At 65.3% G+C, this 13465-nt stretch carries 14 protein-coding genes and 1 pseudogene; 11 read left to right on the top strand and 4 right to left on the bottom strand.

Going from position 1 to position 13465, the window contains the following annotated elements; translation table 11 throughout:
• The first annotated feature begins 1 nt into the window (after position 1).
• Complete coding sequence (locus DN387_RS14355) at positions 2-217, top strand: DUF1289 domain-containing protein (protein ID WP_054915485.1); 216 nt, start codon at positions 2-4, stop codon at positions 215-217.
• A 153-nt stretch (positions 218-370) separates the two neighbouring features.
• A complete protein-coding gene (gene rnk, locus DN387_RS14360; RefSeq protein WP_043863363.1) occupies positions 371-790 on the top strand; it encodes a nucleoside diphosphate kinase regulator in 420 nt (139 codons plus the stop codon).
• Here rnk and DN387_RS14365 read toward each other — a convergent pair whose 3' ends face one another.
• The 3 genes from DN387_RS14365 to DN387_RS14375 form a co-directional block, all read right to left on the bottom strand.
• Positions 791-3640 carry a class I adenylate cyclase gene (locus tag DN387_RS14365; RefSeq protein WP_054915486.1) on the bottom strand — a complete coding sequence of 950 codons (2850 nt, stop codon included), beginning with the start codon at positions 3638-3640 and terminating at the stop codon, positions 791-793.
• A 197-nt stretch (positions 3641-3837) separates the two neighbouring features.
• Positions 3838-4086, bottom strand: coding sequence for a TIGR02647 family protein (locus tag DN387_RS14370; RefSeq protein ID WP_043863365.1), 249 nt, complete (start codon positions 4084-4086; stop codon positions 3838-3840).
• 88 nt (positions 4087-4174) lie between these two features.
• On the bottom strand, positions 4175-4459 hold the full coding sequence (locus DN387_RS14375; protein WP_043863366.1) for a hypothetical protein: 285 nt from the start codon (positions 4457-4459) through the stop codon (positions 4175-4177).
• A 145-nt stretch (positions 4460-4604) separates the two neighbouring features.
• Between DN387_RS14375 and DN387_RS14380 the strand changes: the two genes are divergently transcribed.
• Complete coding sequence (locus tag DN387_RS14380) at positions 4605-5267, top strand: glutathione S-transferase (RefSeq protein WP_043863367.1); 663 nt, start codon at positions 4605-4607, stop codon at positions 5265-5267.
• Between the two features lie 42 nt (positions 5268-5309).
• On the opposite strand, the gene argH is transcribed toward DN387_RS14380, so the two are convergent.
• A complete protein-coding gene (gene argH / locus DN387_RS14385; RefSeq protein ID WP_054915487.1) occupies positions 5310-6704 on the bottom strand; it encodes an argininosuccinate lyase in 1395 nt (464 codons plus the stop codon).
• Positions 6705-6922: 218 nt separating this feature from the next.
• Here argH and DN387_RS14390 point away from each other — a divergent pair.
• From DN387_RS14390 to DN387_RS14425, 8 genes and pseudogenes are all read left to right on the top strand, one after another.
• Positions 6923-7030, top strand: a pseudogene (locus tag DN387_RS14390) (sensor histidine kinase); the annotation flags it as partial.
• Positions 7027-7773 carry a LytTR family DNA-binding domain-containing protein gene (locus DN387_RS14395; protein ID WP_043863369.1) on the top strand — a complete coding sequence of 249 codons (747 nt, stop codon included), beginning with the start codon at positions 7027-7029 and terminating at the stop codon, positions 7771-7773. The pseudogene DN387_RS14390 and the gene DN387_RS14395, both read left to right, overlap by 4 nt.
• A 117-nt stretch (positions 7774-7890) precedes the next feature.
• Positions 7891-8832: a hydroxymethylbilane synthase gene (hemC, locus tag DN387_RS14400; protein WP_043863370.1), complete on the top strand. Its 942-nt coding sequence runs from the start codon at positions 7891-7893 to the stop codon at positions 8830-8832.
• Positions 8829-9596, top strand: a complete 768-nt coding sequence (locus DN387_RS14405; RefSeq protein WP_054915488.1) for a uroporphyrinogen-III synthase — start codon at positions 8829-8831, stop codon at positions 9594-9596. The genes hemC and DN387_RS14405 overlap by 4 nt, the downstream gene beginning before the upstream one ends.
• Before the next feature lie 46 nt (positions 9597-9642).
• Positions 9643-10776 carry a uroporphyrinogen-III C-methyltransferase gene (locus DN387_RS14410; protein ID WP_043863372.1) on the top strand — a complete coding sequence of 378 codons (1134 nt, stop codon included), beginning with the start codon at positions 9643-9645 and terminating at the stop codon, positions 10774-10776.
• Positions 10773-12011, top strand: coding sequence for a heme biosynthesis HemY N-terminal domain-containing protein (locus DN387_RS14415; RefSeq protein WP_054915489.1), 1239 nt, complete (start codon positions 10773-10775; stop codon positions 12009-12011). The genes DN387_RS14410 and DN387_RS14415 overlap by 4 nt, the downstream gene beginning before the upstream one ends.
• Positions 12012-12221: 210 nt before the next feature.
• Positions 12222-12743, top strand: coding sequence for a disulfide bond formation protein B (locus DN387_RS14420; RefSeq protein WP_043863374.1), 522 nt, complete (start codon positions 12222-12224; stop codon positions 12741-12743).
• Positions 12744-12975: 232 nt separating this feature from the next.
• Positions 12976-13446: an Rsd/AlgQ family anti-sigma factor gene (locus tag DN387_RS14425; RefSeq protein WP_043863375.1), complete on the top strand. Its 471-nt coding sequence runs from the start codon at positions 12976-12978 to the stop codon at positions 13444-13446.
• Positions 13447-13465 lie beyond the last annotated feature (19 nt).

Genomic DNA, 13465 nt, shown 5'->3' on the forward strand with positions numbered 1-13465 from the left:
GATGAGCACTGCTGCCAAACCGGCCAAGCCGCTGTACAGCAATGTCAGCCCGGCGGTGCCGTCGCCCTGCATCAGCCTGTGCCGGCTGGACGAGGCCAAGGTGTGCCTGGGCTGCTTTCGCCATGTCGAGGACATTCGCCAGTGGCGCAGCGCCGACGACCAGCGCCGCCGCGAGATCTGCGCCCAGGCACAGGCACGACGCCAGGCGGCCGGCTAGGCTGCGACGGCGAGCCTCTTGTGTATTTATTGTGCTGTGGTAGTGTCGAGGTTGATCGGCCTGGCCGAAAAACATGCAAACCCCGCCCTTGGGCGGGGTTTTGCTTTATAACGCCCAGCACTTTTACCCATGAACAAGGAGTCTGACTGGATCATGAGCACCAAGCCTTCCCTTATCCTCACCCGATTGGACGTACAGCGTCTCGAGCGTCTGATCGATGGCCTCGATGAAAAGACGCAGGACTCGCCGGGTGTGCTCGCCCTGCAGGACGAGCTGGACCGCGCCGAGCAGGTAGTGAGCCACGAGGAGGTTCCGGCCGGTGTCGTGACCATGAACTCGCGCGTGCATTGCCGCGATGAAGTCAGCGGCAAGGACTACCACCTGACCCTGGTGTACCCGAAGGATGCCGGCGCCGAAGGCACGGTCTCGATCCTGGCGCCGATGGGCAGCGCATTGCTCGGCCTGTCGGTGGGCGAGCAGATCGACTGGCCAGTGCCCGGCGGCAAGACCCTCAAGCTCAAGCTGCTCGAAGTCGAGTACCAGCCCGAAGCCGCAGGCGACTTCGACCTCTGATCAGGCCGCTTCCAGCGCCTGGTTCAGCACCCGCTCCAGTTCCTGCTTGTAGCGCAGGTACAGGATGCTCGAGCCCTGGCCTTCGGCAAGCAGGTCGGACAGGTCCAGGTCGGTGATGTAGCAGCGGTAGCGCTGGGCGTCACGGCGCTGGCCGACGATCTCGCGGGCGACCACCGCATACAGCTGGTCGCCATACTCGAGCTCCGAAAACTCCTTCTGGTTGCAGTACAACGTCACCTGCAAGGCGTCTTCGACGCCTGCCTGGATGATCGCCTGCACTTCGTAGGCGGTGCTGCCCAGCGTGGTGGGCGGTGCCTGGCGCGGCTCCAGCTGGCGTGCCCGGCCGATACCGGGGGGCGACAGCTGATAGTAGAGGATGTCCAGCGCGCCCTGTGCCGGCAGCTCTTCCAGCGGCAGCCGTGCGTTGTGCCGGAACACCACCGATTGCAGAAAGCGCTGCAGCGGCAGCAACAGGCTGCTGTCGTCGTGGTAGGGCAGGCGTTGCTGCCACAGCGCATTGAATTCATCCAGCACGTAGACGTCGGCCCAGTTCTCCTGCACCCGGTAGAAAACCTGCAGGCACTGCGGCTGGCCCTGGGGCAGCACCAGCGCCAGGTCGTGGTCTTCCAGCACGTTGGCGTCCAGGTGCAGCGGGGTGTACTCGGCACGTTCCTCGCCCAGGTATGCCAACAGTGCATCCTGACTGTCCAGGCTGACCAGGTTGACCGCCCCGTGGTGCAATTCCAGTACATGGGTGTGCTGCTGCACCTGTATCAGGTAGCGATGCCCCAGGCCTTCGGCAAGCAGCGCCTGAGCGGTGGCGAACACCTCTTCGACCCGCTGGGCGATGGCCTGGGCGCGGTTGTGGCAGAAGCAGCGCACGTTCAGCGTAGGCAGGTGGCCCTTGCTGCCCAGGCTGTTGAGGTAGTCGCGCAGGTTGCGCATCAGGGCGTGCTCGCCGTCATACCGCTGCACCAGCACTTCGTTCCAGCTGTTGAGGGTCACCTGGTCCAGGGTCAGCACCAGGTTCTCGCGCACCCCGGCGTAGCTCAGCGAGTCGGTGCGCTCGGTGGTCATCAGGATGTTGAGGTCGCGGTGATGCTGCAGCGGGTCGATGCCGACGTTGACCAGCAGCAGGATCTCGTCCGCCACGCTCGGTTGCAGCAGGCGCGCCTCGCTGACTTCCTTGAACGGCAGGGCCACGCTCTGCTGCAGGCTGCCCAGCAGGTTGAACAGCTCGTACTCGCTCAGGTCGCTGCTGCCGGGGTTGAGCGCCAGGCGCGTGGTGCTGTCGATCACCCCGTTGCGGTGCGCCCAGGCCAGCAGTTCGAGCAGTTCGCGGCAGCGTTTGAACGGCACGAACTGCTCCCACTCATGGGCGTTCAGGTTGCCGCTGTACAGGCTCCAGTGGGTTTGCCCAGGCTCCTGGCGATTGGGTGCCTGGACCAGGGTCAGGGTGTCTTCGGCCAGGTCCGGGGCGATGCCCGGGTTGATGAACTCGACCTTGCCGGCGCGCCGCTCGAAGGCGGCGTAGAGGCGTCGGCCCAGCACGTTGAGGTCGCGCTGGTCGAGGCGCGTGGCAGCTTGCGGGTTGCGTGCGAACTGGCCGAGAAAACGGTAGCTGTGGTTGAGTTCGGCCACCAGGATGCGCCGTTCGGCTTCCACCTGGCGCACCTTCCACTGGCTGCGGCTGTCCAGCAGCATCAGCTGGCGCTCGTCCCAGCCCCACTCGCGGGTCAGGCGCTCGAGCAGGTCGCGCTGCCAGCCGCCGCTGCGCTGGCGCGCCAGCAGGCTGATCTTCTTGTTCACCTTCAGGTACAGGCTGCGTCGCACCAGCTCCAGGCGCTGGGCCTCGCCGCGGTGCTGCAGGTACTGCTCGATACGCCGGTACACCATCATGTACGGGTCCAGCTCGTCGAGGTCGAGGCGGTTGGCGAACACTGCCTGCTTGAACTGCAGGCTCAGGCACTGCACGTGCGGATGTTCGCTGGCATACACCTCGGTCAGCAGCAGCTTGAGCAGCGACTTGTAGGGTGACTCGATGCCCTTGAACAGCTGCCACAACCCGGCGCCCACGAACTCGCCGGGCGGGATGTGGGCCAGGTGGCCGAGGTCCAGGTTCTCGTCGGCGCGGATGAAGCGCTTGGACAGCAGGGTCTGGGTGTAATGCGCGTAGCTGCCTTCCTCGTAGACCGGCACCAGCCACCACAGCGGCGTGCGCCCGGCCAGCCACAGCGCGGTGCGGTAGAACTCGTCCAGCAGCAGGTAGTGCTGGGTGGTGCCGCAGTCGTCCGAACTCAGTGCGGTATTGCGCTCGCCGGTGACGAAGCGCTCCGGCTCGATCAGGAACAGGTGCAGTTCGGCGCCCTGGGACGCGGCCCAGACCTCCAGCAACACGCACTTTCTGCGCAGCTCGCTCAGCTCGGCCTCGCTGAGCCCGGGGGCGTGGCACAGCCACACGTCCATGTCGCTTTCATCGGCCTGGGCCAGGGTGCCCAGGCTGCCCATCAGGTACAGCCCCAGCAGCGGGCGCGGTGGCTGGCCGTGGCGCTTGCGGTAGGTGAACGAGCGGGTCAGGCGCTGGGCCTCGGCCAGCGCCTCGTCGTCGGGCTCGTAGCACGAGATGCCCGCCGGAGTGGTGCCCGATACGTAGCCGGGCAGCAGCGGGTGATTGACGTGGAAGAACAGCGCCAGCAGGTTGAGCACCTGCTGCTGGCGGCTCGACAACCCTTCCATGGCGCGTGCCAGTCGACCCTGGTTGATGGCCAGGAAGCGCTTGCGCAACTGGCTGAGCACCTTGCGATCGATGCCTTCGTCGAGGTCGGGTCGAATTTCGTGGGGGTGGTTCATTGCAGGGCTCTAACTGGCCATCACGGGAGCAATGGCGAGTTTAGCCGCTACGGGGCGAGGGGCTGAAATCTATTTGATTTCTGGCGCCATTTTGTCAGCGCCTGACGTATTGACCGGGTGTGGCCTTCGCCGGCAAGGCCGGCTCCTGTATCGATCTGCAGGATCCGGCCTTGCCGGCGAAGGCTTCAGCGAAGCTCTCAAGCCGGCTCGGCGACCGTGTTCAGGATGATCAGCAACTGCTGTACGTTCTGCGCCGCATCGCGGCCCAGCGGGGTCAGGTAGCCGCCGTCTTCCTGGGTGATCAGTTCCTTGGAGAACAGGCGCTTGGCGGCGGCAATCGCCTGGGGTGCTGCGGTGGCATGGACTTTCAGTCCTTCCTGCGTGCTGTCCAGGTTGAACAGCGCGAGTATTTCCAGTTCGGCAATCAGCTCGGGGGTAAACGACATAGATACTCCGGACTTTCCTGAAGTGGAGGGCAGCACCCTTGCAGGGGTACATGAAGTTGCAGTGTAGCCACGCCAGCCGGTAATTGCTTCAGTCCTTTTCGGGTGGCAACTCAGGCAGCGCACGCAGGGCGGTTTCGTACCACTGCGTATCGAACGCCCGGTCGTCCTCGAGCATGGCGTCGATCTCGCAGGCCAGCACGTGGGCCATCAGGTTGAGGATGTCCTCACGCTCGTAGCCCACCAGCGTCAGCTTGTTGAACGTGGCCTTGGCCGCTGGCGGGTTGTCGTTCTCGATCTGGTTCTCGATGGCCTGGATCAGGGTCGATTCGGCGAACGCTTCTTCGTCATTGTCGATATCGGTGGGCTCGCTCATGGGCGCTCTCCTCGGAATGGGCATCCAGTTTGCCATGCAGTGCACGCCAATGCCTGGCTATCGAGCAACTGCATGATGCTGGTCAGTGCCTGCGGTAGCGTCTATAAAGGCCAGGCCAACCCCTTTCGGCCTGGAGGCATGTTTCATGCTCAAGCTTCACGGTTTTGCAGTCAGCAACTACTACAACATGGTCAAACTGGCGCTGCTGGAAAAGGGCGTGCCCTTCGAAGAGGTGCTGTTTTTCGGCGGCCCCGGCCCCGCATCACTGAAGATCAGCCCCTGCGGCAAGGTGCCGGTGCTGGAGACCGAGCACGGCTTTCTCAGTGAGACCAACCTGATCCTTGACTATATCGAGCAGACCCAGCCCGGCAAGGCGCTGCTGCCCGAGGGCGTGTTCGCCCAGGCCAAGGTGCGCGAACTGGCCAAGGAGATCGAGCTGTACATCGAGCTGCCGGCCCGAGCCTGCTACCCCGAGGCGTTCTTCGGTGCCCAGGTGGACCCGGCCATCAAGCAAAAGGCCAAGGCCGAGCTGCTGGCGGGTCTTGCCGCCCTCAAGCGCAACGGTGCCTTCGCTCCCTATGTGGCGGGCGAGCAGATGACCCTGGCGGACATCCTGTTCTGCTACAGCGTCGACCTGGCGTATGCGGTGGGCAAGAAGGTGTTCGACATGGATGTGCTGGCGGACTTCCCGCAGGCCAAGGCCCTGCTCGAACACTTCAAGCAGAACCCCAACGTGCAGAGAAACGCCGCAGACAAGGAAGCCCAGATGCCGGCCTTCCTCGAGATGGTGCGTACCGGCAAGCGCTGACTTCAGCGCAGCCAGGCCCGCCAGGCGGGCCTGGCGAATGCCTCAGCGGCTGGCCAGGAGTGCCTGGCCGCGGGCCACGGCTGCACGTACCTGGGCCGGTGCGGTGCCGCCGATGTGGTTGCGCGCGTTCACCGAGCCTTCCAGGGTCAGCACGGCAAACACGTCCTGCTCGATCTGGTCGCTGAACTGGCGCAGTTCAACCAGGCTCATCTCGGCCAGGTCCTTGCCGGTGTCCACGCCGTACTTCACCGCGTGGCCGACGATCTCGTGGCAATCACGGAACGGCAGGCCGCGGCGTACCAGGTAATCAGCCAGGTCGGTGGCGGTGGAGAACCCGCGCAGCGCGGCTTCGCGCATGATCGCGTGCTTTGGCTTGATCGCCGGGATCATGTCGGCAAAAGCCCGCAGCGAATCGCGCAGGGTATCGGCGGCATCGAACAGCGGTTCCTTGTCTTCCTGGTTGTCCTTGTTGTAGGCCAGCGGCTGGCCCTTCATCAGGGTCAGCAGGCCGGTCAGGGCGCCGAACACGCGGCCGGTCTTGCCGCGTACCAGCTCGGGGACGTCGGGGTTCTTTTTCTGCGGCATGATCGAGCTGCCGGTGCAGAAGCGGTCCGGCAGGTCGATGAACTGGAACTGCGCGCTGGTCCACAGCACCAGCTCTTCGGAAAAGCGCGACAGGTGCATCATCGCGATGCTGGCCGCCGCGCAGAATTCGATGGCGAAGTCACGGTCGGACACGCCGTCCAGCGAGTTGCCGCCCACCGCTTCGAAGCCCAGCAGCGAGCAGGTCAGTTCACGGTCGATCGGGTAGGTGGTACCGGCCAGTGCGGCGCTGCCCAACGGCATGCGGTTGGTGCGCTTGCGGCAGTCCACCAGCCGCTCGTAGTCGCGGCTGAGCATTTCGAACCAGGCCAGCAGATGATGCCCGAAGGTCACCGGCTGGGCGGTCTGCAGGTGGGTGAAGCCCGGCATGATGGTGTCGGCTTCGCGCTCGGCCTGCTCCAGCAGGCCTTTTTGCAGGCGGGTGATCTCGGCCAGGATCAGGTCGATCTCGTCGCGCAGCCACAGGCGGATGTCGGTGGCCACCTGGTCGTTGCGGCTGCGCCCGGTGTGCAGCTTCTTGCCGGTGATGCCGATGCGGTCGGTCAGGCGTGCCTCGATGTTCATGTGCACGTCTTCGAGGTCGATGCGCCAGTCGAAGTTGCCGGCTTCGATTTCGCCCTGGATGGTGGTCAGGCCGTCGATGATGCTGTCGCGCTCGGCATCGGTGAGCACGCCGACCTTGGCCAGCATGGTGGCGTGGGCGATCGAACCCATGATGTCGTGGCGGTACAGGCGCTGGTCGAAGGTGACGGAGGCGGTGAAGCGGGCGACGAAGGCGTCGACCGGCTCGCTGAAACGGCCGCCCCAGGACTGGTTGGTCTTGTCGGTGCTCATGGATTCACTCGTGTAAGGCGTGAACGGAAAAAGTGGCGCAGATGATAGCAGGGTTGCCGGGGCTCACGGGGCTCGGCGGTCGGCGCAACTGCGGGTTTGTGTCGCAGCCGGGGGCCACGACAGGGGCGATGCAAAAGGATATTTATCGATTGAACGGCAGCGTGCCTGCAACCGTCTACAGTTGGACAGAGGATTGGCAGGTTTCGCCCTCCCAGTGAATCTTTAGCCCTCGTGCGAGTCTGAGCGTGGATCGCCGTGACGGTCGTCACTTCACCTGTCTACGCTATCCTTGTGCGAGACTCACGCAGGAATCCAGCGCTATATGAATGTCCTGATCGTTGATGACGAACCCCAAGCCCGGGAACGCCTGAGCCGAATGCTCGGCGAGCTGGAGGGCTATACCGTGCTGGAGCCCAGCGCCACCAATGGCGAAGAGGCCCTGGCATTGATCGACAGCCTCAAGCCCGAGGTGGTCCTGCTCGACATCCGCATGCCCGGCATGGACGGGCTGCAGGTGGCGGCCCGGTTGTGCGAGCGCGAAGCGCCACCGGCCGTGGTGTTCTGTACGGGGGATGACGAATTCACCGTGCAGGCGTTCAAGGACAGCACCCTGGGCCATCTGCTCAAGCCGGTTCAGGCCGATGCCCTGCGCGACGCGCTGCGCAAGGCCGAGCGCCCGAACCGCGTGCAGCTGGCGGCGCTGACCCGCCCCGGCGCCGAAAGCGGCAACGGGCCGCGCAGCCACATCAGCGCCAGGACCCGCAAGGGCATCGAGCTGATTCCCATCGACCAGGTGATCTACTTCATCGCCGATCACAAGTACGTGACCTTGCGTCATGAGGGCGGCGAGGTGCTGCTGGACGAACCGCTCAAGGCTCTGGAAGACGAGTTCGGCGAGCGCTTCGTGCGTATCCACCGCAACGCGCTGGTGGCCCGCGACCGTATCGAACGCCTGCAGCGCACGCCGCTGGGGCATTTCCAGCTTTTTCTCAAGGGCCTCAATGGCGATGCCCTGATTGTCAGCCGCCGCCATGTGGCCGGCGTACGCAAGATGATGCAGCAGCTTTAGGGCGGGGCGGGAGCACTGCTTGACCAGGGACGGTCGACCCCTCCACTGACATAGATCTGCTAGCAGCCCGGATTGAGCTGTTATCATCCCGCGCATCTATCTCGTACGGATCGATCCATGTCCACTCGTGAAATCCGCATTGCCACGCGCAAAAGTGCCCTTGCCCTGTGGCAGGCCGACTATGTAAAAGCCCGCCTCGAACAGGCACACCCCGGCCTGGTGGTGACCCTGGTGCCGATGGTCAGCCGCGGCGACAAGCTGCTCGACTCGCCGCTGTCGAAGATCGGCGGCAAGGGCTTGTTCGTCAAGGAGCTGGAAACCGCGCTGCTGGAGCAGGAAGCCGACATCGCCGTGCACTCGATGAAAGACGTGCCGATGGACTTCCCCGAAGGCCTGGGCCTGTTCTGCATCTGCGAGCGCGAAGACCCGCGCGATGCCTTTGTCTCCAACACCTATGCCAGCCTCGATGCACTGCCGGCAGGCGCCATTGTCGGCACCTCCAGCCTGCGTCGCCAGGCGCAGTTGCTGACCCGCCGCCCCGATCTCGAGATCCGCTTCCTGCGCGGCAACGTCAACACCCGCCTGGCCAAGCTCGATGCCGGCGAGTACGACGCGATCATCCTGGCGGCTGCCGGTTTGATCCGCCTCGGTTTCGAAGACCGCATCACCGCCAGCATCAGCGTCGACGACAGCCTGCCAGCCGGTGGCCAGGGCGCGGTAGGCATCGAGTGCCGCACCACCGACGCCGAAATCCATGCCTTGCTTGCGCCGCTGCACCACGCCGATACGGCTGACCGCGTGGTGGCCGAACGGGCCATGAACAAGCACCTCAACGGCGGCTGCCAGGTACCGATCGCCTGTTACGCCGTGCTCGAGGGCGAGCAGCTGTGGTTGCGCGGCCTGGTGGGCGAGCCGGCCGGTGGCCTGTTGCTCAGCGCCGAGGCACGTGCACCGCGCGCAGACGCGGATGCACTGGGTGTACGCGTCGCCGAAGACCTGCTGAACCAGGGCGCCGAAGACATTCTCAAGGCGGTGTATGGCGAGGCCGGCCACCCGTGAACGGCTGGCGCCTGCTGCTGACCCGGCCGGCCGACGACTGCGCGGCACTGGCCGCGACCCTGGCCCAGGCCGGGGTGTTCGGCAGCAGCCTGCCGCTGCTCGAGATCGAAGCGCTGCCGGTGACCGATGCGCAGCGCAGCACCGTGCTCGGCCTGGCCGACTATGCTGCGGTCATCGTGGTCAGCAAGCCGGCAGCCCGGCTCGGCCTGGCCCTGCTCGACCAGTGCTGGCCCCGCACGCCGGCCCTGCCGTGGTTCACGGTGGGGGCGGCTACCGCCGCGATCCTGCAGGCCCATGGCTGCGAAGTGCACTTCCCGCCACAGGGGGACGACAGCGAAGCCCTGCTGCAACTGACCCGGCTGAAGGAAGTTTTCGCACAGCCCCAGCCGCGCTTTCTGATCATGCGTGGCGAAGACGGTCGCGAGCTGTTGGCCGAGCGATTGACCGCGCAGGGTGCTAGTGTCGATTATCTGCCCCTGTACCGCCGCTGCCTGCCCGAGTACCCGGTCGGCACGCTGATGCGACGCATCGATGCGGAACGCCTGAACGGCGTGGTGGTCAGCAGTGGGCAGGGTCTTGAACACCTGCGCCAGCTGGCTGGCAGCGACTGGTCGCGACTGGCCGCGTGGCCGCTGTTCGTGCCGAGCCCGCGTGTTGCCGAGCAGGCCCGCGCCGCTGGCGCACAGAATGTAGTGGATTGCCGTGGTGCCAGTGCCACGGCTTTGCTGGCGGCGTTGCAGGAAACCCCTGCGCCCGCCTCCTAAGGCGCTAAGCTGTCTGGCGAGGTGCCCCAATGCAAAGGATGGATACGTGAGCGAAACTGCCTTGCCCAACGATGATCTGCAGCCGGCGCCAGAAGCGCCCGCGCAAACGCCCGCCGCCCCTGCCAAGCGGGCCGGCACCGGTCTGGCACTGTTCGCCCTGCTGCTGGGTGCGGCAGGTGTCGCAATCGGTGGCTGGGGTGTCTGGCAGGTGCGCCACCTGCAGGGCGCCAACCAGCTCCAGAGCGAACAATTGCAGGCCTTGAATGCCCAGGCCCAGGCCTTGCAGCAGGGCGAGCAGCGACTGTCGTCACGCCTGGCCGACCTGCCACCGGCCGCCGAGCTCGAAGAGCGCCGGCGCCTGGTGGCGCAATTGCAGGGCGACCAGCAACGTCTGAGCCAGCGCCTGGAGACCGTGCTCGGTGCCAGCCGCAAGGACTGGCGCCTGGCCGAGGCCGAGCACCTGCTGCGCCTGGCCAGCCTGCGCCTGTCGGCATTGCAGGACATCACCAGCGCTCGGGCGCTGGTCGAAGGCGCCGACCAGATCCTGCGCGAGCAGAGCGACCCGGCCTCGTTCGCTGCCCGCGAACAGCTGGCACGCAGCCTGGCCACCCTGAACAGCGTCAAGCAACCGGACCGCACCGGGCTGTTCCTCAAGCTGGCCGCGCTGCGCGAGCAGGTAGTGCAGCTCACCGCCATGGCCCCCGAATTCGAAGAAGGCGGCGAACCGCTGTTCGGCCTGGCTGCCGACGGCGACGGTGCCAGCCGCTGGTCACAGTGGTGGGCGCAGCTGTCGCGCTACTTCCGTATCGATTTCAATGCCGACAAGAACGTCAAGCCGTTGCTGGCCGGCCAGGCCCTGAACCAGGTGCGCCTGGCCCTGAGCCTGACCCTGGAGCAGGCGCAGTGGGCCGCGCTCAACGGCGAGCCGAAGGTCTATGCCCAGGCGCTGGATGAAGCGCGCAGCGTGCTGCTGGCCAACTTCAACCACGACAACGAGCAGAGCCAGTCGATGCTCGAACAGCTCAACGCGGTGGCGAACGAGCCGGTGTCGGTAGTGACGCCGGACCTGGCCGACAGCCTCGGTGCGGTCCAGGCCTACCTCGAGCGTCGCCACCTGCCCGCCGAAGAATCGATCACGCGCCAGCCGGCGGCACAAGGTCATGAGGAGGGCACCCCATGAAACGTGCCTACCTGTGGGTGGTGGTGGCGATCGTCGCCGCGACCCTGCTGGGTATCGCCGTGGCCCGGCATAGCGGATACGTGCTGATCGCCTACGACAGCTTCCGCTACGAGTCGAGCCTGTGGGCGACCCTGGCCCTGCTGCTGGCCGTGGTGCTCGTGGTGCTGATGGTGCGCTTCGTGCTGGGCCTGGTGTTCACCTCGGGCGGGGTGGTCAACCCATGGTCGCGGCGCAACCGCAGCCGGCGTACACGCCTGGCCATCGAGCAGGGGCAACTGGACCTGGCCGAGGGCCGCTGGGCCAGTGCCCAGCGCCATCTGCATCGCGCTGCCGAGGCCGAACGCCAGCCGCTGCTCTATTACCTCGGGGCGGCCCGCGCTGCCAACGAACTGGGGCGCACCGAGGACAGCGACAACCTGCTGGAACGTGCCCTGGAACGCCAGCCGCAAGCCGAGCTGGCCATCGCCCTGACCCACGCGCAGTTGCAGGTCGACCGCGGTGACACCGAGGCAGCGTTGGTGACCCTGCAGGCGATGCACGAGCGCCACCCGCACAACGTGCAGGTGCTGCGCCAGTTGCAGCGTCTGTACCAGCAGCGTGGCGACTGGAGCGCGGTGATCCGCCTGCTGCCGGAGCTGCGCAAGGACAAGGTGTTGTCTGCCGCGGAACTGGGCGAGTTGGAGCGGCGGGCCTGGGGCGAAAACCTGAGCCTGGCCGCACGCCGCGAGCAGGACGACCAGACCGCACAGCAGTCCCTTGAACGTGCCTGGCAGCAACTGACCTCGGCACAACGCCAGGAGCCGCAACTGGTGCTGGCGTATGCCGAGCAACTGCGCCAGCTGGGCGCCGAAAGCGACGCCGAGAAGGTCCTGCGTACGGCCCTGCAGCGCGAATACGAAAGCCACCTGGCCCGGCTGTACGGGCTGGTGCGAGGCGGCGACCCGGCGCGTCAGTTGCAGACGGCCGAGGGCTGGCTCAAGCAGCACCCGGACGATCCCAGCCTGTTGCTGACCCTGGGTCGTCTGAGCCTGCAGAATCGTCTGTGGGGCAAGGCGCGCGACTACTTCGAAGACAGCCTGCGCCGGCAGCGCAACCCTGAGGCCTGCGCCGAGCTGGCCCGTCTGCTGGCCGGCCTGGGCGACACCGAGCGCAGCAACCAGCTGTTTCAGGAGGGCCTGGGCCTGTTGGATGAGCGCCTGCTGGCCTTGCCCCTGCCTGAAGCCGTCCGGGCCTGACGTCGTACGGGTTTAGCCCCAGGTTAAACCCGTACTGTTTGGCTGGTTGCGGGGGTGGGTAACTTTTCGCTGAGTTACAGAGGAAATATCCACCTCAACTCTTCGACACTTCCCTTATGTTTCAGCGATTTATCGCGCCTGTCGTGCCTTGAAACAAGGCTCGATTTTCCTCTACCGTTGTTACATGTCTTTCCCGCACCTGGACTTGCCATGCCATTGGCCTGTTTGCGCTCATTGTTCTCCCTGGCTTTCGTCGCGTCGTTACTGATTCTCGCCGGTGCGTTTTACCTCGAATTCACCAAAGGGCTGGTGCCTTGCCCGCTGTGCCAGAGCCAGCGTGTATTGCTGGTTGTGTTTGCCGGTGTCTGCCTGGCCGCGCGCCTGCATGCACCGGGTCAGCCGGGTGCGCGTCGCTATGCGGCTGCGGCGTTGGGCCTGGCGCTGGGGGGCGGCTTGCTGGCGGTGCGCCAGATCTGGTTGCAGGGCAGCGGGGTGGCGGCGGGTGAGGCCTGCTCGATGCCCCTCGGTGCGCTCATCGAGCAAGGCAGCCTTGCCGACGTGCTGCACGCCATGCTGCTCGGTTCGGCCGATTGCGCTTCGATCACCTGGAGCTTTCTGGACCTGAGCCTGCCGGAGTGGAGCCTCCTGGCCTTCCTGCTGCTGGCGGCGCTGGCGTTGGCGCGGCTGCTGTACGTGCAGCCAGCGGCCACGGGCAAGTCATTGAAACCCTGACGCTTGCCGGCGGGGGCCAGGCAATCGACCGATGGCCGCGGGTGCGGCGATTAAACACTTGTATGAAACTTGTCGCCTGCGTACCTTGAAGGCAAGGGCGCGCGGGAATAATCTCCCTTGCACGCATACCCAAAACACTGCTGCTCGATGCCGTTCTGCTGCTTTCTCCCTTTGTTGTGCATACCTCGCACGACGGGGCGCAGCGGCATGACCCAGAAGGGAAGACACCGCCATGTTAGATAGTTGTCAGAATGCTCAGGAACGCTGGGGTGGGGTTCACAAGCTGATTGACCGCTGGCTGGACGAGCGGGCCGAACTGGTCACGGCCTTTCGCGCATTGCGCGATGCCAAACCGGCTTTTGCGGACAAGGACAAGAACCTCGGCTTCTGCGCGATACTGGTCGATTACGTCTCCGCCTGGCACTTCGAGGTCAGTGAGCAGTTGGTGGCTGAAGCCAAGGCGTTCGGAGATGACAAGGGCCTGGAACTGGCGAAGCAGATCAGCCCTCGTATCAGTGCCATTACCGATATCGCGTCGGCTTTCAACGATCACTGCGACAAGGGCAACTGTACCGACCAGGAGCGCTTCGCCAAGAAGCTCAGCGAGCTGGGCAGCCTGCTCCACGAGCGCTTCGAGCTTGAGGATTGCCTGATCGAAGTGCTGCACAACGCGCACAAGGAAGAAGAGGCCGTCCAGGCCTGATCCCTGTCTCCTCCGTTGC

Source organism: Pseudomonas sp. FBF18, assembly GCF_024261405.1.
GTDB lineage: Bacteria > Pseudomonadota > Gammaproteobacteria > Pseudomonadales > Pseudomonadaceae > Aquipseudomonas > Aquipseudomonas palmensis.